Below are 21,303 nucleotides of genomic sequence, written 5' to 3'. Positions count from 1 at the left end.
GCGGGGAAGTAAAGGAGGAGGCATCCGCCGCCAGGCGGATGCCGGGGGACATGAGCCGCGAAGGCCTCCCGGCCGCGGCGGGGCCCTCCAGGTCACGACAAGGCGTAGCGAAAGAAGCAGACACTCCCCGTCGAACCCATTTCCACGGACTTGGGAGAAGAACCTGTTTTCGGCCCGCGGCGCTTGAAATCGCCACCGCCGCTCGCATATCGAAGGGCTCTCTGACCATGTTCTTGAGACCCGATGACCACCGCCGAAACCCGCAAATTCGAAGCCGAAGTCGCCCAGGTCCTGCACCTGGTGACGCATTCGCTGTACTCGCACAAGGAGATCTTCCTGCGCGAGCTGATCTCCAACGCCTCCGACGCCTGCGACAAGCTGCGCTTCGAGTCCATCGCCCAGCCCGACCTGCTGGCCGGCGACGCCGAGCTGCGGATCGACGTCAGCTGGGACAAGGCCGCGCGCACCATCACCCTCCGCGACACCGGCATCGGCATGGACCGCGACGAGGTGGTAGCCAACATCGGCAGCATCGCCAGCTCCGGCACCCGCCGCTTCCTCGAGGCCATGGGCAGCGAGCAGAAGGCCGACGCGCGGCTGATCGGGCAGTTCGGCGTGGGCTTCTACTCCGCCTTCGTGGTCGCCGATCGCGTGACCGTGCTGACCCGCCGCACCGGCGCCGCGCCGGAAGCCGGCGTGAAGTGGGAGAGCGACGGGCGTGGCGAGTACACGCTGGAAAACGTCGAACTGCCCGAGCGCGGCACCACCGTGGTGCTGCACCTGAAGGCCGACGAGGACGAGTTCCTCGAGCCCTGGCGCCTGCGCTCGCTGATCCACAAGTACTCCGACCACGTCGCCTTCCCGATCCGGATGCCGAAGGACGCGGCGGCGGGCGATGAGGATTCGGACGCGGACAACGGGAGCGATGGCGACGACGGCGCGGCCAGGGCGGACGCCGCACCCGAGTGGGAGGCGGTCAACGACGCCTCCGCGCTGTGGACCCGCCCGAAGTCGGACATCAGCGACGAGGAGTACCAGAACTTCTACAAGGCGCTCGGCCACGACTTCAACGACGCCGCCGCCTGGACCCACAACCGCGTCGAAGGCAGCCAGAGCTTCACCACCCTGCTGTACCTGCCGGCGCAGCCGCCGTTCGACCTGATGATGGGCGGCCGCGACGAGCGCAAGGGCCTGAAGCTCTACATCAAGCGCGTCTTCATCATGGACGCCGCCGAAGAGCTGCTGCCGAACTACCTGCGCTTCGTGCGCGGCGTGGTCGATGCCGACGACCTTCCGCTCAACGTCAGCCGCGAGATCCTGCAGCACAACCGCCAGCTCGAGCGCATCAAGGGCGCCTGCGTGAAGCGCGTGCTCGACCTGATCGAGAAGCTCTCGCGCGACGAGCCCGGGAAGTTCGCCACCTTCCTCAGGGCCTTCGGCAACACGCTGAAGGAAGGCATCGTCGAGGACGTGGGCAACCGCGAACGCATCGCGAAGCTGCTGCGCTTCGCGTCCACCAAGGGCGAGGGCGAGAAGCAGACCGTGTCGCTGGACGACTACGTCGGCCGCATGCAGCCCGGCCAGGACGCCATCTGGTACGTCACCGCCGACGGCTACCGCGCCGCGGCCGGCAGCCCGCAGCTCGAAGCCTTCCGTGCCAAGGACATCGAAGTGCTGCTGATGTCCGACCGCATCGACGAGTGGATGCTGGGCCAGTTCCGCGAGTACGCCGACACGCCGCTGAAGCACGTGGCCAAGGGCGAGCTCCCGCTGGACGAGGCCGAGAAGCAGAAGCTCGAGGACGCCACCGGCGCCGCGGCACCGCTGCTGGAGCGCATCAAGGCCCTGCTGGGCGAACGCGTCGAGGACGTGCGCGTCTCCGCGCGCCTGACCGACTCGCCCTCGTGCCTTGCGATGTCTGAGTGGGAGATGGCGCCGCACCTCGCGCACCTGCTGCGCGAAGCCGGCCAGGAGGTGCCCGAGCAGAAGCCGACGCTCGAGATCAACCCGCAGCACGCGCTGGTCCGCAAGCTGCAGGGCGAAGCCGACGACGCCCGCGCGACCGACCTGGCAACCCTGCTGCTGGAGCAGGCCGAGCTGGCCGCGGGCGCACCGCTGCCGGATCCGGCGGGCTTCGTGCAGCGCATGAACCGCCTGCTGGTCGGGTGATCCCGGCCCCGGCACATGCCGGGGCCCCGGTTCGCCGCCGGTCATGCAATTTCACCCTCGAAGCTGCAGAATCGCAGCTCACATCCCCCGGAGTGACCCATGGGCCTGTTCTCGAAGATCAGCGATCGCATTTTCGGTCGCAAGACCGCATCCGCACCGACGCCTGCCCCGGCAGCCACCGCCACGCCCGCGCCCGTCATCTTCGATGGCAGCGAGAACGACCCTGACGTGGCGCCTCCCGCGCTGACGCCGGCGCCGATCCCGGAGCCCGTCGACGTCGAAGCCGTGCTGACCGCCATGGCCGAAGAGAAAGGTGGCAAGAGCGACTGGCGCCACTCCATCGTCGACCTGCTGAAGCTGCTCGACCTCGAATCCAGCCTCGATGCCCGCAAGGAGCTGGCCGCCGAGCTCGACGTGAATGCCGGCGCCCACGGCAGCGCCGAGCAGAACATCGCCCTGCACAAGGCGGTGATGCGCAAGCTTGCCGAGAACGGCGGCAAGGTACCCGACGACCTGAAGGACTGAAGCTGCGCCGCGCCGCCGCGGTGGTGACGCCGCGGCGTCCAGCCACGCATCGAGCACCCCGGTTCGACCGCCTGCATCCCTGGATCGCCGCGCTCTCGAGCGCGCTGCTGCACCTGCTGTTCGTGCTGCTTCTGCTGTCGTCGACTCCGATCACGATGTCGAACCCTGATGGCGCCGCCGGCGGCAGCCGGATGGAAGTCGAGTTCATCGACGTGACGCACGCCATCCCGTCGCCACCGGAGTTCCCGACGCCACCGCGCGAGCGCGTGCCGCCCCGTCCCGACGCCGACCAGCCCCCATCCGCGTCACGCCTCCAGGTGGTCCAGGTCGAGCAGGCCGAGGATCCCCTGCCCCCCGACGCGGACGACGAGCCGCAGGACGCCGCAACGCCGCCCCCCGCAAGCGCCCGCCCCGCGCCCCGGCGCCAGCAGCATGCCTGGGGCCAGCCCCCCGGAATGCTCGCGGAAGACCACGCGCCCGTGAACGCGGGCCCCGCACCCAGCCCCGCCGCCTATCGCGGCCGCAGGTACAACGCCTCTGCCGCCGAACCCAACATGGAGGTCGGCGGCTTCCAGGTCATCTACGACCTGCGCAGCGAAGAGCGGATCCGCGCCTGGCGCGACGAAGGCATGACGGAGATCTTCCTGCCCCTGCCGGGCGCCCGGCAGTACATGGTCTGCCCGCTGGAGACCGCGCTCAGGCGCGAATCCGGCCCCTGCCGCCTGGTCGAGCCCGACGCTCCCGAAATGGCCGACATCGGCGACGCGCGCGAGGTCATCAACATGGAGCGCGTCTATCGGCGGGGCGACCTGGTGTGGAAGGGGCCGGGGCCGTATCGGTGAAACATGCCGATCGGCACCTCCACCGCTGACGGCGCCATTGCAGATCAACAGGTTGAAGATCTGCCAGCGCAGCAGGGCGATGCGGGTGGCGCGCGATGCGCAGCGTCGCGAGCTGCGCGACGGCGGAATCCGGCTTCGCCGATCAGGCCTGTGCGGCCGGGAATACGAGGGACTGGTGGAGCTGCGCGCCGGCCCATGCACCGTCGCCCACCGCCAGCGAAATCGAATGCGGGACCCGTGCCACGTCACCGCAGGCATACACGCCGGCGACGCTGGTCTGCCTGGCCTCGTTGGTGCTGACCTGGGTGCCCATCGGGGTCTCCATGAGCTCGCACCCCACCTGCTCCGCGACTGGAGAGGACGGTGCATTGCGCGGCGCCGTGAACAGCCCGCTGAAGACCAATGTCCGGCCATCCGTCAGCACCACGTCCGCATGTCCCTCGATGCCGGCAATCGGAGTGGGTTCGATGGCCACACCACGCTCCAGCAGCTCCTGCCGCACGTTTGGATCCAGGTCGAGCAAGCCATTGGTCAACAATGTCACCTGGCCCCACTCCGGCAAGAGCCGCGCCTGATGGACCGAGTTGGGTCCGGAGGCGATCACGCCGATGGCGCCACTGTCGAGTTCGTACCCATGACAGTAGGGACAGTGGAAGACGCTGGTTCCCCAGCGTTCCGCCAAGCCCTGGACTTGAGGGAGCTCGTCCGATACGCCGGTCGCCAACAGCAGGCGTCGGGCCCGGTATTCGTGGCCGTCTTCGCTGGCGATCGTGAAATCGTCCTTGGTGCCGCCTGCAGACACCACGCGGCCCTCGACCCAGGTCAGCGTGGCGTAGCGCTCCAGCTGCGCTCTTGCCACCCGGGCAATCTCCCCCGGGTCGGTGCCATCCTGTCCGAGGAAGCCGTGGGCCTGGGTCGCCGCACGATTCCTGCGCTTGCCGGCATCAACGATCAAGACGGTCCGGCGCGCCCTGAGCAGCTGCAGGGCTGCCGCCATGCCTGCATAGCTGCCGCCCACCACGGCCACGTCGTACTTCATCCGGTTGCTCCGTTTCGATGTGCCTGATGCCTGCGTGCGAAGTCCTCGGCCAGCTGGGCCAGCGAGACGGCTGCAAAGCGTTCCATCAGCAGCGCCTCGGCTTCGTCGAACGCCTGGTCGAGCGCCGCATTGACCGCCTGTTCGACCAGACAGCTGGGACGCTCGCTGCGATTGCCCACGGCAAAGAGCGCAGGCTCGCCAAGCGCCTCGTGCAGGTCGCGCAGGGTGACGGCATGCAGGTCGGCCTTGATTCGCCATCCCCCCGCATGGCCGCGATCGGCGCCGACCAGACCTGCCTTGCGCAACAGCCCCATGGTGCGTCTCACCACCACCGGATGGGTGCCGAGACAACGCGCCAATGCGTCGGAGGTCATCGGCCCCGGGTGCTCTGCCATGTGCAGCAGCGCATGGAGTACGCCGGACAGGCGGCTGTCTGTTTTCATGTAACTAATGATGTTACACATGGGATCCGATTGCAACGCAGGTGCTCCGCCATGACGTCTTTCTCCGACGCCGACGCTGTCGCCCACTACCAGACCAATGCGGCCCGGCTGGTCCCGGGCCTGTCTGCACTGCACCGCATGGCCGGGCTTCTGTTGGCGGAGGTGGTGCCGGCAGATGGCCGAGTGCTCGTGCTCGGCGCCGGCGGTGGCATGGAGCTGAAAGCCTTTGCCGAAGCCCACCCTGGATGGCGCTTTGCAGGCGTCGATCCGTCCCCACAGATGCTCAAGCTGGCCGCGGATGCCCTGGGCCCGCTTGCCCGGCGCGCAGATCTCATCGAAGGGACCATCGACGCCGCACCCGAGACGGCATTCGACGGTGCGTCGTGTCTCCTGACCCTGCACTTCCTGACGATGGATGAGCGCCGGCACACGCTGGGCGAACTCCGGCGCCGGTTGAAGCCAGGCGCCCCCCTGATCGTGGCGCACCACAGCTTCGATCAATCCGACGAAGACAAGCTGCGCTGGTTGACGCGCTACGCCGCCTTCGCCATGGCGTCGGGCGTCCCGCATATAAATGCCAAAGCGGCGATCGAAGGCATCGGTGCCAAGCTCCCGGTGCTCTCGCCCGATGCCGATGTGGCGCTGCTGCGGGAGGCGGGCTTCGAACGGGTGGAGCTGTTCTACGCGGCGTTTACGTTCAGGGGATGGGTGGCTTACAGCGCGCCATAGTCAAGGATTGCTCCCGGCTCCCGTCGAGCACATGGCCGCGGCGCTGCGGGGCATGCGTTGTCCATTCCACAGGGGTCGAACCGGCGCACCGCGACCGCTTTCTGGTGCCCGCCCACTTTGCAGGAGCACCCCCATGTCCACCGTCCTTCCCCGCAGTCCCGCCAACCCGCGGCCGGGGCTGCCGACGTACGAGGAACCCAGCGTCGCGCGCTTCCTTGTCGTACCCGGTTCGGATTCCGGCTTCCTGATCCCCGACGGCCAGCACATCGCCAACGACCGCCACATCCAGGACCTGGACGCCCCCGGGCTGGTGCCGGGACTGCCGGCAGTGCTGTATTTCCGCACCCAGTACACCGCCGGCGCGCGCTTTTCCGTGCGCATCAACGCCTCGTCCGAGTTCCACTTCCGCGCCGACAAGGCCGGCGCACAGTCCTGGCACGAACTGATCTCGCCCGGCGTGCTGCGCGAGCAGGGCAACGAGATGGTCCTGTTCGTCGCCTCGGACGCCGGGGGGCAGGTGATCTTCTCCGAGATCGCCATCCTCTATACGTCCAACAAGCTCACGGTGACGCGGTCGATAGTGCTCGACCCCAGCCCCTGAGCTCGCGGCTCGTGGAGGTGGACACCACGCGTGGTGCCGCCGGCAAGGAGCGCGGCTCGAGTCGAGGCTTCGTGGCTTGCAGCGAACGCGGTTCGATCAATCCGCCGCTTCGAGCGGCCCGAGGTTGCCTTGCCTGCTACAGGGTGGCTCCCTGATGAGATCAGGCGGGAAAGCGCTGCGCGTAGTCCGTCGTCAAGCGGGCGATCGCGTCCCAGAACGGGCTCGGCTCGGTTCCGCCGAGCACGCTCGACAGCACGTCGAGGTGCGCGTGCCAGCCGGGCCCGACGCTCAGCAGCGCCGCGCGATCCGGAATCCGGCTATGGGTGAGGACCAGCAACACCTCGTCGCCGCGTGGCGTCAGCTCGAACAGGACGGATCCGTGGCTGCCCCATGTGAACTCGAGCCGGCTCGGCGCTTCGAACACCGTGATGCGGCTCTGCATCCTGTGTTCGCTGCCGAACCCCTCGGGCCGATCGCCCGGCGGGTCGGTCAGCTCGTCGTTGCGCCAGACCAGTTCCACGGTTCCGCCCGCGGCATCCATGTCGCCTGCCGCCAGCCAGCGGCGGCGCAGCGCGCCATCAGTGAGGTACGCCCACACGCGCTCGACAGGTCCTGGAAGAAGACGTTCGATGCGCAGCGTGGCGGAGTCGGTCAGCGTGCCGTAGCCGCCGGCTGATGTCGGATCGTTCATGCGCGTTTTCCTCTGACGGGTTTTGTGTCGTCGCCCTCGCGGAGCAGGCTCTCCAAGACATCCAGCCGGCCGTTCCAGAAGCGCTCGTACGTGGCGAGCCACCGATGGGCGTCGGCGAGCGGCTGTGCCTCGAGCCGGCAGACATGCGTCCGCCCGCGCACCTCGCGCCGGATCAGTCCGGCGTTCTCCAGGGCTTTGACGTGCTTGGAGGCGGCGGCCAGTGACATTGCGAACGGCTCGGCGAGCTTGCCGACCGTCTGCTCACCGGACGCGAGCTCCTGCAGCATCTGGCGGCGGGTGGCGTCGCCGAGGGCGTGGAAGACCGCGTCCATCCGGAATGTCTGATGCTCAACCATGTGGTTGAGATTCTTCCATCCCGGCCGGATTGTCAACCCAGTGGTTGAATATCGGGCGGGGCGAAGAGGCCTGACCGGGTCAGTCCGCCGCTTCGGGCGGCCCGAGGTTGCCGCGGCTGTACATGCCGGAGCGGTCGAAGCAGCAGGCCCGGCGCTTGCCTGAGGCCAGTTGGTCGCAGGCGGTGGCGATGCGCTTCACGCGCGTCTCGGCCTTCTTGCCCGAGGTCATCCATTGGATCCAGTCGCGGCGGGCGACGGGGGTGATGTCGTCCCAGGTGGTCTTTGCGGCGGGGTGGGCGGCCAACGCGTCACGCAGGTCGGGCGGCACCTTCGGCTCGGGCTGCTGCGCCGCTGGAACGAGCTGCAGTGTGACCGTGTCGCCGGGCTGCACCCCGGCGGCTTCGAGCAGTGCCTTGTCGACTTTCAGCCAGTGGCTGCCCTGGCCGTCCGGCTCCAAGGTGGCCTGGAACGGCGCTGAGGCGAAGGTGCCCTCCACCGTTACCTGGCTGCGGGTCGGCAGCTTGGCGCTCGCGGCTTCGGGAAGGATGAGGAAGGCCCAGGTAGCGGTCTTCGGCTGCGCGGGCCGGTGGAGGACTGCCTTGAAGCGAACCGTGGCGGGCGGGAGCTTGGCCATGTCGAAACCTTAGCACCGGGACGAATGCGAATAAATTCAACGAATCAACGCGTTGTGGGCGCTGGATCCGAAGGTGTTCGCAAAGTACGCCAAGCACCAAGAGGCTGGCGAGGCGATGCCGCAGGCGCTGGTGGACAAGTCACCAAGAAGGAGCCGAGCCTGGAGCCGTTGCTGGAGCACCATGGCCTGAAGTAGGCCCGGCCGCGTCCGCAGACACGAAAAAGGCCCGCATCGCGGGCCTTCCTTTCTCTGGCCGAAGATTTATTCCACTTCGAATTCCCCGACCAGCACGGTCTCGCGCACGTCCGTCAGCCGGAGCGTCACGGCGCGGTCGTGCTGGTTCGCCTGTCCGAAGTTGGTAGACAGCCACAGCTGCAGCGTGGTGGCGCCGGTCACGAGCTGCTGGCGGTCACCGAAGAAGTTCGCCTCGACCTTGTACGTCCCCCGCCTGGCCTTGCGAAGGGCGAATTCCTTCGGCCCGTATCCGCCTGTGAGGTCCTGCGACATGCGCCCGCCCTGGTAGGTCAGGCGGTTGCCGTAGTACGCCCTCTCGCCATCGGGATCGGTCACCCACAGGTCCATGTCGCTGTTGTCGCTATCCCAGCTCAGCACCGTCCTGAGTGCGAGCGGCAGATTGCGGAGCAGGCGGCGGTCGACGAACGACGTGTCGAGCGGCGACCGGGAAGCGGCGACGATGCCGTTGAGTTCCGCAAGCGCGATTTCCGACACTCCGCTGAAGCGCGGGTCCCACTCCCCCTCGACGACCTCGTACAGGCGCTCGATCGCCTCCTGCGGTCGGCCGGCCGCCGCGTACGCAAGCCCGAGGTCGCGGTACGTCTGCGGCTCCTCGCCACCCATCTCCTGCACGCGCTCGAGCACGTCGACGGCGAGCTGCGGGTGCCCGGCCTGCATCAGGCGATAGCCGAGCACGCGCAGCACGTGGCGGTTCTCGAGGTCCATCTCGGCCAGGTTGGACAGCACGCGCAGCGCCAGCGCCGGCTGCTTCTTCTCGAACAGGACATCGGCGACATCGAGGTAGAACGCCGTCCCCGACGCGTTGCGCGCACGCTCGTCGAGGTAGTGCGGATACACCTGGTCGGCGGGGAGCTGGCGCAAGCGTCGCGCCGCGGGCGCGTCGGAGCGCCAGGGCGCCAGCGTGATGGATGTGCCGGCCGCGGCCACGTCGCCCTCTTCGACCCGCGAGCCCGTGACTTCGATCCGATCGAGGGACGCCGGCGCGGCCGATGCGGGCGGGGCCGGCGACGGCGCGGGCGTGTCGACCGGCGAGGGGTCGTCGAACACCACGGGCGGCTCTTCAGACTCAGCCGACGCGCTGGACGGACCCCGGCCGTCCTTCGGGAACGGGGCTTCCCACCACTCCACGCGTGCATTCCAGGCCTCGGCGATGGCGTCGAGCCGCTGCTGCCGTCCCGCCGAATGCGTGCGTTCCCGCTCGCCCTGCAGCCGCGCGAACGCCTCGCGCAGTTCCGCGGGAGGCTGGATGTCGTAGCGGACGTAGTCCTCCACGTCGTCGAGCACCAGCAGCGAGGTCTGCGGCGTCACCATGCCGAAGTCCTTGCCGAGTCCGGCCATGGCGGCACTGTGTCGGCGCGGGTCGGACTGGAGCGCGGCGAGCCGGTAGCTCGCCCAGACGCGCGCCGCGAGATGGCCCTCGACGAGGGTATCGAGCGGAACGTCGACCGACCGGTGGTTGCCCGCGGCGTCGGTGACCTGCAGTCGCAGCGAGGACTGGGCCTCGGCCAAGCGCCCTGCGACCCGGAACACCCCGTCGCGCGCGTGGATGGACGCGGCGACCAGGTCGGTCACGCCGCGGCCCTCCAGGGTCGTCAATCGCGGCGCGTCATGAAGGAGTTCGCGTTCGGCCGCCGCCAGCCCGGCGCTGTCGCGGATGCCGATGAAGGCGCCACCGCTGGCCTCGGCCAATGCCTGCAGGCGCGCGCTGTCGCCGCCGCCGCCCGCATGCACGGCGAACAGGCGCTGCGCAGGGCCGAGGCTGGGGAATCCGGACGCGCCGTAGTTGAACAGGCCGTCGCCGAACAGCAGGTACTCGCCGACGCCCGGATCAGATCGCCAGCCATCGGGACGCGTCGCGCCGTCGTACACCGTGCCTTCCAGCGCACGACGCAATGCCGACCAGTCGCCGTTGCGGACCTGGAAGCGCTCGACCGGATCCGCGACATCGCGCAGCCGGACCAGCTGCACGTCGACCGTGCCCGCCTTGCGGAAGTAGGCATCGAGCAGCGCGAACTCGAGATCGTGCGCGCGCCGCGCCCCGGACATCGAGGCATCCCAGAGCAGGCCGACCGAGCCGGGCAGCCGGCGTTCCACCGCGGCGCCACCGGCGGGGACCTCGGCCACGAAGTACGTGCCGTCGCCATGCCGCTGGCTGTGGAAGCGCGGTGCGGCCGCGCCCGGGAACTGCAGCGTGATGCCCTGTCCGGGACGCGTGTTTCCGCGCCCGACCGCGATGCGGTGCTCGCCGGTACTGCTCGCGACACGCACCTGGCGCACGGTGCCGGTGACGACCGGCGCTTCGGCGGAACGCACGGTGACCTGCACCTCCGGCAGTTCGCGCGCGAACTGCAGCGGCACGGTTGTCGACCACCCCGCGGTGTCGCGTCGGAGGGCTTCGGACACGATGACCCGCACGCGGCGCTCCCCACGCGGCGGAAGCGGATAGACCCGCACCCGGAAGAACTCGCCCTGCGTCTGCTCCAGCAGGCCCGGGTCGACCTGGCGGCGCTCGATGGATTCGAACACCTGTCGGGCGCGCTCCTTTTCGACCGGCACGGCATCGCGCATCCGCCCATCGATGTCCAAGGCGAACCCGACCACGCTCTGGCCCGGCTGCAGCGGGAACTCGAGCCGACCCTCCAGCACCCGCGCGTTGGGATTGTGGAAGGTCATGTCGATGGTCGTCTGCGCCATGCCCGCTGCGGCATCGACCACGATGGCCGCCGACGCGAGCCGGACCGGCACCTCGGCATGCTTGGCCTGCATGACCATGGGCGCGATGCGACGGTCTGGCTCCTGCGCAGGCGATGCCCACGACATGCAGAGGCCAGAAAGCAGGGCCACGGACAGCGCGAAGTGCCGCATAGAGTTCCCCTCGCCCTCCCCGCGCAGTCGGTTGACCGCGCCCCCCGGGGTGGCACCCGCAACAATAGCCGGAGCAGGCGGGGCCCGCGCAAACCGGCGGCGCCAACGTCGCCGCCGCCGCAGGCTGACGCGGGGCCCGCCACGACGTCACCCGCAGATGCGCACCGCCAACCGCCTGTACCCGCGGGAGCTGTACCAAGGCGTGTTCTGGATCGACAACCCGAAGCTGGTCTACCTGGGCATGCAGGACCAGTACTACACGTTCAACATGTTCGACGCCCAGGCGTGGGTGGCGCGCGACGTGATCCTGGGCCGCACCGCGCTGCCTGGCACCGACGCCATGCGCGCCGACAGCGAGGCCTGGTTCGCGCGCGAGAACGCCTGCGCCGGCGCCAACGACGACATCGATTTCCGGGCGGCCTACGTGCGCGACCTGGTCGATCGCACCGACTATCCTGAGTTCGCGATCGAGAAGGTGGCCGAGATGCTCAAGGAGTGGCAGCGCGACAAGCAGGCCGGCATCCTCGACTACCGCGACAAGAGCTACCGCTCCACGATCACCGGCACGCTGGCGCCGCGGCATCACACGCGGTGGATGGAGGCGATGGACGACTCGCTGCAGGCGTTCCTTGAAGCTCCGAGCGAGCTGGAAGACCGGCTTGAGGTGAAGCAGACGCCGGTAGCTGCGGTGGCTGGAGCTGTCGGCTTCGCCGAGCCGATCCGCCGCCGCGCCTGAACGCGGCAGTTGCGGTGGACGGCTTCAGCGCTTGAGGCCGGCCACGATCTCCGACACGTCCACGCCCAGCTCGAGTTGCACGCGTACGAACTCGCGCTCCTTGCGGGACAGGATCCGGCCGGCTTCGATGCGCACGTCCTCCGCCTGGAGGATGCGCATGATCCGCGGCAGCGCCGAGCCGACGGCATCGGGCCCGTAACCCGCTTCGCGGAGGGCGGTGCGGAGGAGGGATTCAACGTCCATGGCACCTTCTGTTCGTGCGGGGAATGCGCATTGTGCAGCGAAAGTTGTCCTTGACACATTTTTCCCGCCGGAAAAGACCCCGCCCGCGCGGAGCCGTCAACGCTTGAGTGCAATTCGCGTGCCCACGATCCGGACGGATCCGGGTTAGCGAACACCTACGCCCCAGCGGTGCCTTTCAGCGTCCCAAGATCTACAGCGAGAAGCAGGCCAAGGCTCTCGAACGGCCGCTCGTCCAGCGAGAGTTCGACCGACCACCTCTCGAATCGAGTGTGTGCCGGGCTGGCGTAATACTTTTCAACGTGAGTTCCATCCATGCGGAACGCGTACTGATCGCCATCGTCAGGATCGCTACCGATGAGGACAGGCCCATCGCTCGTCAGCACCAGCGCTCCAGAATAGGGCGTCTGATCCGTAGCCAGTGCGTTCCAGTCGAGCGACGGGAACCAACCGAACTCCGCCGCGATCGTGGTGCACTCGGGGACACCGGGGCCAACTGCAACCAAGTGCCCCTGATGTGGACCCTGCAGGATCAGACGGCTCTGCTGGCCGTGCCTCAGCTGCAAATCGACCAGCAGCGACCAGCACCCCCGCACCCTGACAAGTCGCCCTGGCGGCAATGCACTTGGACGGACCTCCACAAACGCTTGCGCGGGAAGCTGCATCACGCCTACTCCTTCGGTCTACGGGTCATCTTTCCAGCGGCGACGCAGAAGCACCAAGAGGTCCTCCGCCACGGTGCGCGCGTCCATCGCAAGTGCTTGGCGCGCCATGTAGGCTGGTGTGAGCTGCACCGGCGCTTCGCGCTCCCCTTCCCTGCCCCAAACCGTGATGCTGCCGCTCCGGGGACTCACGTCCTGCTCTGCTCTCGTCCGCCACGCCATCGCGTCGCGTCCAGCGATGCGCGCGGCCAGTGCGACGTGCGATTGCCGCTCAGTAGGGTCTATGCGCGCAAGGAGCCAGGCGAAGAAAGCGAGTCCTGCCTCGATGCGCTCAGCAACTTCTTCTTCGATGAGCGCCGCGAAACCCATGTCCGTGCTGCGACCAATCGGAAGGACAAGGCGCGCGCACCCCGTGCCCCAGAGGCGGATTTCCGCCTTGTGGTGGTAGCGGTCGCCCTGAAAGAGCACGAGCGCCTGGTCGTCCAGGCGATGGTCGATGCCGATCCGACGATCCAAGATCGGGGGCTGACCGAAGTAAGCACGCTGCGCCAAGTCATCAGCAAGCTGGTGCGCTTCAATCTGTGCCGGCCGAAGGAGGGCTGCCTGGGGGCCAGGCGCCAGCGTGAGGTGGAGCTGCATCTCGCTCTGGTCGCGGGTCTGCTCCGGCATGATGTCTACCGCGCGCCGCACGAGCGCCGCCGGATCGAGCGGGGTCCCGGCGCGCGCAAGTTCAAGATCGCGCAGCGCACGGATCACATGATCGCCTAGATTCTCAGGGGTGGTGAAGGTCTGATAGAGCCCGCCACCGGCCCACTCCCCGATCTCTCTGATAAAGGCCGTCTGATCAGGCTCCGGATCTTGCGTCCGCACGAAGGTGAGGATCGGCTTCCTTCCGCGCGCTTCCAGGAATTCCTCATGCGTTGCCGACACGCCGCTCTCTTGCTTCGCGCCGTAGCGGTCGCCAAGGATCAGGACGACTGCATCGGCATCGCGCAGCCCTTGCAGGCACGCCACCTGGGGTGATGACGCGCGCGCGCCGAACTCCTCAGCCATGACCGCCTCGCTGCGCATCACGTGAATCGCATGGCGTGCGGCTGCCCGCTCGGCCTCCATTCCCGTTATCAAGGAACTGACGAATACCTTCATCGCGCCCTCCTGTGTCCCGATTGTAGTCGACGCCTACGCGTCGAAATTATGCGAGCCACCACTGCACCGCATGGTGCCCGCCACGCGTCCGTCCCATCGCCCTTGGTCTCTCGCCTCTCCGCGGCCTGGCGCTGCTCTGCGGTTCGACGATCCCGCAGCATCCGGTGGTCGAGCGACCCGCTACTGAAATTGCGCGGATCGGGTGGGGCAGAGTAAGTGGCCATAGACGAGCATGTCGCCCGCTTGTCGCATCGCTCGCGACGGCTCGAACTATTGGGGCGCGAGCGCGCATTCCACCCGGCGAAACACGAGCCCCGCAGGCGTCTTCTGTGCAAGGACCACCAAATCGTCATTCAACCGCTTCACTCGATCAGACGGTGCGGGTCCGCATTGCGGGTCGATATGCATATCGAGCCCCGCAACCAGTCGGGGGGCCCACTCGCTGACTCCGGTGTGGAACCCGGACTTGGTTTCTACTGCTGGCGATACAAAAGAGATCGCCGCGAAGGACGCGATGAACCGCGCGAACCAGAACCAAGCTCGTCGCTCTCGAGCGCGGTCCTTGGAGCCGAGCTGGGCAGTCCAAGTGAACATGAATGCGACCACTGAGAAGGCGAGCAGCACGATGGCTACGAACCCGAGGATCGGTAGCGCCGCGATAGGCGCCATGAAGGTTGTGGCTCTCGGGAAAAGTTCCGGATCCTGTCCCGTCGCCACGTTCACGAGGCGCGCCGAGTCGCCGATAGCGAGTGCTCCGCCCATTATCAGCACGGGCACCATCAGCCACTTCGCCCACGCAGCATCCGCGACACGGGCGATCAGGAGATAAGCCTCGCAGGCCAGCGCGAACGTCAAGACCAGCCCGCCCACCCAGCCGATGCTCCGGAATGGCGCATCGTCGACGGGAAGCGCGACGCCCGCCAGGGAGACCAGCAACAGGGTGCCCCCCAAGACATAGGCCTTCTTCGCCGGATGAAGTGCGAAGAGCGACCGCATCCAGCCCGGCCAGCGATCGCGCGCGCCCGTCTGGGTTGGCTTCTCTAGCGAGGCCTCGACGCTCACGCAGTTCTCCGCTCTGCCGAGCCAGAGTTCGGAAAAATTGTCCCTAACATCCTCCCCCCCTATCGTCCAGTTGCTTGCCCAGCCCCCAGAAATGAACCTGAACCCCATTTCTGCGCCTCAGTACGGTCGCTCGGCGTAACCACTCAACGAACAATCACTTCGTCCTCGCTAAACCAGCCTGCCCGTAGCGCAAAATCTCGCACCCGCGCGGGTTGGTCAGTGTAGGCGATCAGCGCGAGGCTCTTCTGGGCTCGACTCGCAACAACATAGAACAGGCGGCGGGTGGCTTCTAGAACCTTGCCGTCTGCCTTCTTGCCGAACAGGTCTTCATACTTGAAGGAGAAGCCACGCGCTTCGTGGTCATCCATGATCACCATGACGCGTTCGAACTCCAAACCCTTTACCCCTTGGTGCGTATCGAAACGAGTTCGCTTTCCGAGGTAGTCGCGTAGCGGCGCGACCTGCGAGAAGGGAGCAGATAGCAGGCGCTCCACTACCTCGACACCTTCACGCGCGGCCGCGCCCTCCTCGCCTCCCTCGCCTCCCTCGCCTCCCTCGCCTCCCTCGCGCTCCTCATGTTCGCCATCGCCCGGCGGCAAACTCCATGCGACCAGACGCTCTGGAACTTCTAGCAGTTTGGTCTGCTCGACCTCGCGCAGTACTTCAAGGAGCGTCGGTTCTCGACCTTCTTCGAAGAGCGAGTAGAGGCTGTTTACCGCGGCTTGAACCTGTTCCAGTGAAGCTCTGCTAGGACTGGCGCGCAGCGCCTCAGCTGACATGAGCGGCGAGTAGGATTTGACGACACGCATCAGCCCGAAGCGGTCGCCGTCCCGCTTGGCCTCGACGATTGGCAACACCTGAGCGGTGAAGAAGGTGGCGATTCCCATCGTCCCATTCAGAAGTGCCTGGTTATCAAGGTCGTAAAGCGCGCCGAAGACATCAGCGCAGCCAAGACGCCGCGCGGCCATCCGATGCTCCAACATGAGCGTCTTGACCTCGTCTTGCGTGGTCCAGAGCGCGTCTTGGGTCAGCTGCGCCATGGTGCGAGCGACTTCTTCTTCGAAAGCGAAGCTGTCGGGGTGGTCGGCTTCGGTGATGAAGAGTCGAACAAGTCCCTCAGCCGCGTCCGAGCGCGGGCGCTGTTTGTGAGTGTCTACGTGAGCCCGCACTTCGTTGAGGAGGTTCACGATGCGCTTCGGGCACCGATGGTTCATGGCCTTGGCGGGTCGTGCCCACGATTCTGGAAGATCGCGCCCTAGTTCCTCCTTACCGTCGGCATAAATGCGTTGCATCATGTCGCCGATGAGCCCGAGCGTGAATGCTCCTTGGTGCTTCGCGTCAACCTCGAACAACGCGTCTACGAGCGCCTCGTTGGTGTCTTGGCTCTCGTCCACTAGCAATATGGGATAACGGCCGACGAAGATCGCCTGCATTCGTGGCTTGCTCATCAAGAAGTGCGCAGTGACCTTCAGCACCTCCGAGTGATTCAGCGAGTCTCGCGTTCTGTTGGCCCCCGTGGAGCTGTAAATGAAGCGAGAAATTCCGGGAAGGAGTTCAAGGCGCTTCGTGTAGCTCAAAATCTTTGCCTTGCGCTCGTCGGAGGCCTTACCCGCCCGGCCCGTCGCCTCTTTCGCTTCTAGCTTCTGGATCTCAGCTGCCAAGTGATCTCGCAGCCACGAGCGGATGTCCTTGTTCAGGCCTTCAATGATCGACCAAGCAAAGCTGTGAATCGTTCTAACGTCGAAGAGCGGGTCAAATTGAACCCGCCGAATGATCTCGTCACAGGCGGCATTGGTGTAGGTGATGACGCCGACCCGTTGGCCCATCTGCCGCATACGACCCCCCCTACTCGCCTGAATAGAGTGGAGAGTGTTGACAAGGGAGCGCGTCTTTCCTGAACCCGCACCCGCGAAGAGAAAAAAACTTCTCGGTGCAGACGGGTCGAGACAAGTTGCAATCTCTGCCTCCGCTGCTTGGTCGAAAGTGTTGTCTGGATCAGTTGAGACGGCGTTCATGCTGCTGCTGCCGCGACAGGGGTTAGTGGCGGAGGTGGGGTATCAAGCGGCAAATTGCCCGCAACCTCTTTTTCCTTGCGTTGGAGCTGTGAGATCAGCCATTTCAGGCCAGCGTCGATGTAAGGCGGGAGTTCAACCTTGGCAAGCTCCTCGCTCGCCAATGTCGTCATTGCGAACTCAGCCTTGCCGCCTCCGGCAAGGTGCTCGTGTAGTTCCTGCGAGAGCGCTCCCACTGTCTTGCATGATGCCAACGAGTCACGAATCTTCTTGGCAAGCCCGTTGCCTTCGAGTTCTTTGAAGACGTCGATGTTGCGATAGATTAGAGCGTCTTCGAAGGTGTTGGCGAGTGCGTCGGCGTCCTTGTCGGTGCCGAAGGACAGCTTCACCGGTTGCTGATAGGCCACCCTAACGCCCACCCCGCTCCCGTCGATGAGCGTGAGTTTGTCCGGTTCAAGATCGAACAGTGAGTCTATCGCCCGCTCCTTGGGCACCCAGCTCGCCAAAGTGTGATTGCGCGTGAGAAGTCCTGCGCCGCGCTTAGGCGGCACGTTTGCGTTCTTATCTGTCTTGGCGTCGAGGTCCGTGATCACCAAAGTGTTGAGTCCGAGGTCTTCAAGGAGACCGCGCAGGCGGTGGGCGTGGCTGCCACCGATTTCAAGCCAGGTGATGAAGCAACGGCGCAGGTGCGCGTAGGCTTCGCGGTTGCGCACCATGTGCGGAACGATAATGCGTTCAGCAGGGCCTTCGACAAGGATTACGCCATCGGCGAAGAACAAATCGCAGTGCGTGATCTTCAAGTAGCGCTTGACAAAACGCTCGGTCTCTTTGTCATCTTTGCCGAAGGTTTGGGACAGGCAAACGACGCGCGAGACGGGCACCGCCCCCTTGGCAGGGTTAATAGGCATCCGGCGAAAGTAGCGAAGCGATGAGAATTCCGCTTCATGGGCGACGTGGCTTGAGTGCGTGCTAACAATAAGCTGTGTCCTGTGATCCTCGGACTCTCCGAGGCCTGGGCGGTTGCGCAGAACCTCGTAGGCATGCGTGATGAACACCTGCTGGACCTGTGCATGCAAATGTGCCTCTGGCTCCTCGACCAGAACCAAATGCAGAGGAGGGACGGCTGCAACCTCTTCGGCCTGCTTCTTGCCAGCTTTACCCACAAGAATCCACTTGTCCCGAAAGCTCATCAGGGCAAATACCATCGACACCAGATTCTGATAGCCAAGACCGTTCGACTCTTCTGGAAGTCTATGGACGAAGCCCGCATCAGCAAGGTGGCTGGGGACTTCGTAATGGATGGCCGAGCCGTGCCGGAGCACATCGAGCGGTCGCAGGTCAGCTGCAAGCGATAGCCTGGGATCGGTAAGGCCCGGGTAGCCGATCCCTTCGAGCTCCTTCAGCGCGTCCGCGAATGACGATTCGAGTTGTTTGCCGAAGACATTTCGTGCGTTGTGGATTGCTTGGAGTGCCTCAAGGTCATCCGTTTGGGGGTGATCGAATGGGTCGAGGTGCTGAGCGTAGTAGTTGCGAAGCTGCGCGGAGAGCTTCTTGGGCGGGCGCGGCGTTTCTTCCATGGAACCGTCGTCGCTCTTCCTGCGCGGCGAGGACAGCCCAAGGCCGCGCTGCGCGCTGATTTCGTTGATCTGGATAAGCTCCTTGAAAGGGTCGCTGTCCAGCGGTTCACTTCCCTCCGGGAGGGGCTGGGGCGTCGCTTCGCCCTTTATTGAGGTCGCGCACTTGGCAGGATCGAGCAGGTATGCCTTGACTTCGAAGTTGGCTCGCAGGCGGCGAGACAAGAACTCGACCATGGACTTAGGCCAGAGCGAAAACGGCTCTGCGTCATCACTAGTCGTCTGCGCAGTCGCCGCCATGACTTTGTCTACGGCGGTACGCGCGGCTAGGTAGTCTCGCTTGAAGTCTTCAAGTTTCTTGGGCTCGAGGCGCAGGCGCACCCCAATTGGAGAGCCATCCCAGTCAATGGTAGGAAGGATCTTCTGCACGAAGTGAATCTGCTTCTCCGGGACGAAGAGCCATACGTCGAGCGCTGGCGCGACGCTGCCCCAGTCGAAGTCAGGGGCAGCTTTGCCCTTCATCTCCTCCTCCCAACTCTTGCCCAGCTTGTCGAGCTCGGGCCAGTGGCTCAGTGTGAAGTCGTCGATGGAGAATTGATCTTTCTCCAAGAGGAAGTATCGAAGCGCCACCATTGCAGATGACTTGCCGCTATTGTTGGCTCCGACGAATACTGTTGTCTTCTTGGCGATGTCGATCCGCACCGCCAGAAGCTTTCTGAAATTCGAGACCTCTACAAAATCTATGTGCACGGCTAGCTCCGTTTGCTGAGCACTGTGGGATAAAACGCATTAGTTTGGGCTGTGAGTAACAGGGTCATGTACACGTACCTAACCTCCACCCTAGCCCAGACCACCTCCGCGCATACCGCTCCAGGGCCATCCCGATTACATCCACGCTCCCCGCCACATGTAGCATCCGCCGCGCGCGTGTGATCCCGGTATACACCAGCTCCCGCGACAGCACGCGGTTGTAGCGCTCCGGCAGCACCAGCCAAACCTCGTCGAACTCGCTCCCCTGCGCCTTGTGCACTGTCATCGCGAACGCGCTGTCGTGCGCAGGCAGCGCTGCGGGATGGAACGGCCGTGGATTGCGCGGATCGTCGCCTGGGAACCACGCCATCAACGTGCCGCTGTCATCGCGCAGGCAGATGCCGATATCGCCGTTGAACAGGCGATGGCGATAGCTGTTCTCGGTGACCAGCAGCAGGCGGCCGTGGAAGTAGCGGCTTGCCGCTGACGCAAGACCGGCACCGCGACGCGTGCCAGCCAGCATGTCCTCGATACGCGCATTGAGCCCCCGCGCGCCCTGCGGGCCTTCGCGCACGGCGGTGAGGATTCGCAGGCGGCTGGCGCGCACGAGCGCTTCCGCCGGATCACTAGCCTCGGCAAGCGAAGCCCAGTGCGCCAGCAGATGCTCGCGATGCGACCGCAGCGGGTCAGCATTCCCTTCGTGGAAATGCACACCAGACAGTTCGCCACCGCGCAGCAGTGACAGCGCGCTAGTGGTATCGCCTTCGCGCACGGCAGCGGCCAGCGGCGCGAGGTCGAGCGCGGCGCTCTGGCGGTAGCCGCGGGTGAGGTGGACGTGGCGGGCCGGGAAGGTGGCGGTGGGCGCGGTGGCTTCGGCGGCGCGCAGGATGCCGGCGAGCACGTCGCCCGCTTCCACCGAGGGCAGCTGGTCGGGGTCGCCGAGCAGGACCAGGCGCGCGCCGTCGGGCACGGCTTCGACCAGCTTGGCCATCAGCGGCAGGTCGATCATCGAGGCTTCGTCCACCACCACCACGTCGAACGGCAGCGGGTTGTCGGCGTGGTGCCGGAAGCGCGGTGAGTCGGGGATGGTGCCGAGCAGGCGGTGCAGCGTGGTGCCAGTGGTGGGCAGCTGCGCGCACAAAGCAGGTTGGACGCCGAGCGCGGGCAGCGCCTGCACGGCGTTGCGCACGCTCTCGGCCATGCGTTCGGCGGCGCGGCCGGTGGGCGCGGCCAGGGCGATGCGCGGCGGCGCGGCGCCGGCTTCGAGCGCCTGCGCTGCCAGCAGCACCAGCATGCGGGTGATGGTGGTGGTTTTGCCGGTGCCGGGGCCGCCGGTGACCAGCAGCAGGCTGTGCCGGAGCGCGGCGGCGGCGGCGCGGGATTGCGGGTCGTCGCTGGTGGCGGCTTCGGGGAAGAGCTGGGCGAAGAGGGGTGCGAGGTTCGCTGGGAGCTGTGCGTCATCGGCATCGTCGGCCGCCGCGCCTGTGTGCGGGACGGCGCGGCCAATGCGGCGCAGGCCGTTGGCCAGGCGACGTTCGTACTCACGGTAGCGGCGCAGGTAGACGAGGCCGTGCTCGTACACGAGCGGGGCGTCGGCGGCGGATTCGGCATCGCCGGCGCCCGGGCGGGCGACCCAGCGCGAGGCTTCGAGCGCCGCCGCCCAGGCCTCGGGCGTCGGCCAGTCGATCGCGGCATCGACCAGGCGCTGCGGCTCCGCGGGGTCGAAGCCGGCGTGGCCGGATGCGACCGCGAGCGAGGCCAGCGCCGCCGCTGCGAGCACGCTGTCCGGCGTGTCCGGATCCAGCCGGCGCAGGCTCTGCGCAAGTGCGTGGTCGAGCGTGCGCAACGCGCCGGCTTTGACGAGTTCCTGCAGCACGCTCATGCGTCGCGTCCCATGCGCCTGCTCCGGCGGCATCGCATCGCGTCCGTCAGGAGCGGTGGCTGCCGCATCGCCAGCCTGCCCCTCCGGAAA

19 protein-coding genes are annotated in these 21,303 nt (G+C 66.4%); 6 read left to right on the top strand and 13 right to left on the bottom strand.

Features of this window, described 5'->3' with window-relative positions; genetic code table 11:
• Positions 1 to 243 precede the first annotated feature (243 nt).
• From htpG to E2169_RS13295, 3 genes are all read left to right on the top strand, one after another.
• Positions 244 to 2,169, top strand: coding sequence for a molecular chaperone HtpG (gene htpG, locus E2169_RS13305; protein WP_132987102.1), 1,926 nt, complete (start codon positions 244 to 246; stop codon positions 2,167 to 2,169).
• 99 nt (positions 2,170 to 2,268) lie between these two features.
• Positions 2,269 to 2,694 (top strand): DUF3597 domain-containing protein, encoded by a 426-nt coding sequence (locus E2169_RS13300; RefSeq protein WP_132987101.1) that lies wholly within the window; start codon positions 2,269 to 2,271, stop codon positions 2,692 to 2,694.
• A gap of 23 nt (positions 2,695 to 2,717) precedes the next feature.
• Positions 2,718 to 3,536 (top strand): type II toxin-antitoxin system RelE/ParE family toxin, encoded by an 819-nt coding sequence (locus E2169_RS13295; protein WP_132987100.1) that lies wholly within the window; start codon positions 2,718 to 2,720, stop codon positions 3,534 to 3,536.
• A 142-nt stretch (positions 3,537 to 3,678) separates the two neighbouring features.
• Here the strand turns inward: E2169_RS13295 and E2169_RS13290 are convergent, their stop codons facing one another.
• Positions 3,679 to 4,575, bottom strand: coding sequence for an NAD(P)/FAD-dependent oxidoreductase (locus tag E2169_RS13290; RefSeq protein ID WP_132987099.1), 897 nt, complete (start codon positions 4,573 to 4,575; stop codon positions 3,679 to 3,681).
• Entirely contained in the window at positions 4,572 to 5,018 is a 447-nt protein-coding gene (locus E2169_RS13285; protein ID WP_132987106.1) for an RrF2 family transcriptional regulator, read from the bottom strand. Before E2169_RS13285 ends, E2169_RS13290 begins: the two co-directional genes overlap by 4 nt.
• A gap of 51 nt (positions 5,019 to 5,069) precedes the next feature.
• On the opposite strand from E2169_RS13285, the gene E2169_RS13280 reads away from it, so the two are divergent.
• Both E2169_RS13280 and E2169_RS13275 read left to right on the top strand, forming a co-directional pair.
• Positions 5,070 to 5,747: a class I SAM-dependent methyltransferase gene (locus E2169_RS13280; RefSeq protein ID WP_132987098.1), complete on the top strand. Its 678-nt coding sequence runs from the start codon at positions 5,070 to 5,072 to the stop codon at positions 5,745 to 5,747.
• A 133-nt stretch (positions 5,748 to 5,880) separates the two neighbouring features.
• Positions 5,881 to 6,348, top strand: a complete 468-nt coding sequence (locus E2169_RS13275; RefSeq protein ID WP_132987097.1) for a hypothetical protein — start codon at positions 5,881 to 5,883, stop codon at positions 6,346 to 6,348.
• A 160-nt stretch (positions 6,349 to 6,508) separates the two neighbouring features.
• Here E2169_RS13275 and E2169_RS13270 read toward each other — a convergent pair whose 3' ends face one another.
• The 4 genes from E2169_RS13270 to E2169_RS13255 form a co-directional block, all read right to left on the bottom strand.
• Complete coding sequence (locus E2169_RS13270) at positions 6,509 to 7,039, bottom strand: SRPBCC family protein (RefSeq protein WP_132987096.1); 531 nt, start codon at positions 7,037 to 7,039, stop codon at positions 6,509 to 6,511.
• Complete coding sequence (locus tag E2169_RS13265; protein ID WP_132987095.1) at positions 7,036 to 7,395, bottom strand: ArsR/SmtB family transcription factor; 360 nt, start codon at positions 7,393 to 7,395, stop codon at positions 7,036 to 7,038. The genes E2169_RS13270 and E2169_RS13265 overlap by 4 nt, the downstream gene beginning before the upstream one ends.
• Before the next feature lie 79 nt (positions 7,396 to 7,474).
• The gene (locus E2169_RS13260; protein WP_132987094.1) at positions 7,475 to 8,029 is read right to left on the bottom strand and encodes a YdeI/OmpD-associated family protein; all 555 of its coding nucleotides are present in this window, start codon (positions 8,027 to 8,029) and stop codon (positions 7,475 to 7,477) included.
• Positions 8,030 to 8,290: 261 nt separating this feature from the next.
• Entirely contained in the window at positions 8,291 to 11,056 is a 2,766-nt protein-coding gene (locus tag E2169_RS13255; protein ID WP_229659231.1) for a VIT domain-containing protein, read from the bottom strand.
• A 250-nt stretch (positions 11,057 to 11,306) separates the two neighbouring features.
• On the opposite strand from E2169_RS13255, the gene E2169_RS13250 reads away from it, so the two are divergent.
• Positions 11,307 to 11,885, top strand: a complete 579-nt coding sequence (locus tag E2169_RS13250; protein WP_132987093.1) for a hypothetical protein — start codon at positions 11,307 to 11,309, stop codon at positions 11,883 to 11,885.
• A gap of 24 nt (positions 11,886 to 11,909) precedes the next feature.
• Here E2169_RS13250 and E2169_RS13245 read toward each other — a convergent pair whose 3' ends face one another.
• From E2169_RS13245 to recD, 7 genes are all read right to left on the bottom strand, one after another.
• Positions 11,910 to 12,128 carry a polyprenyl synthetase gene (locus E2169_RS13245; RefSeq protein ID WP_132987092.1) on the bottom strand — a complete coding sequence of 73 codons (219 nt, stop codon included), beginning with the start codon at positions 12,126 to 12,128 and terminating at the stop codon, positions 11,910 to 11,912.
• A gap of 155 nt (positions 12,129 to 12,283) precedes the next feature.
• On the bottom strand, positions 12,284 to 12,793 hold the full coding sequence (locus E2169_RS13240; RefSeq protein ID WP_132987091.1) for a hypothetical protein: 510 nt from the start codon (positions 12,791 to 12,793) through the stop codon (positions 12,284 to 12,286).
• A 15-nt stretch (positions 12,794 to 12,808) separates the two neighbouring features.
• On the bottom strand, positions 12,809 to 13,933 hold the full coding sequence (locus E2169_RS13235) for a DUF4062 domain-containing protein (protein ID WP_132987090.1): 1,125 nt from the start codon (positions 13,931 to 13,933) through the stop codon (positions 12,809 to 12,811).
• Positions 13,934 to 14,203: 270 nt separating this feature from the next.
• Complete coding sequence (locus E2169_RS13230; protein WP_132987089.1) at positions 14,204 to 14,995, bottom strand: hypothetical protein; 792 nt, start codon at positions 14,993 to 14,995, stop codon at positions 14,204 to 14,206.
• A 143-nt stretch (positions 14,996 to 15,138) separates the two neighbouring features.
• Positions 15,139 to 17,010, bottom strand: a complete 1,872-nt coding sequence (locus tag E2169_RS13225; protein WP_132987088.1) for a UvrD-helicase domain-containing protein — start codon at positions 17,008 to 17,010, stop codon at positions 15,139 to 15,141.
• Complete coding sequence (locus tag E2169_RS13220) at positions 17,007 to 19,331, bottom strand: AAA family ATPase (protein ID WP_132987087.1); 2,325 nt, start codon at positions 19,329 to 19,331, stop codon at positions 17,007 to 17,009. Before E2169_RS13220 ends, E2169_RS13225 begins: the two co-directional genes overlap by 4 nt.
• Positions 19,332 to 19,395: 64 nt before the next feature.
• Complete coding sequence (gene recD / locus E2169_RS13215) at positions 19,396 to 21,213, bottom strand: exodeoxyribonuclease V subunit alpha (RefSeq protein WP_132987104.1); 1,818 nt, start codon at positions 21,211 to 21,213, stop codon at positions 19,396 to 19,398.
• Between the last annotated feature and the right edge of the window lie 90 nt (positions 21,214 to 21,303).

It is taken from the genome of Luteimonas terricola (assembly GCF_004352845.1).
Lineage (GTDB): Bacteria > Pseudomonadota > Gammaproteobacteria > Xanthomonadales > Xanthomonadaceae > Luteimonas > Luteimonas terricola.
The sequence above is the reverse complement of the archived record's forward strand: the minus strand, read 5'-3'. Positions and strand labels throughout refer to the sequence as shown.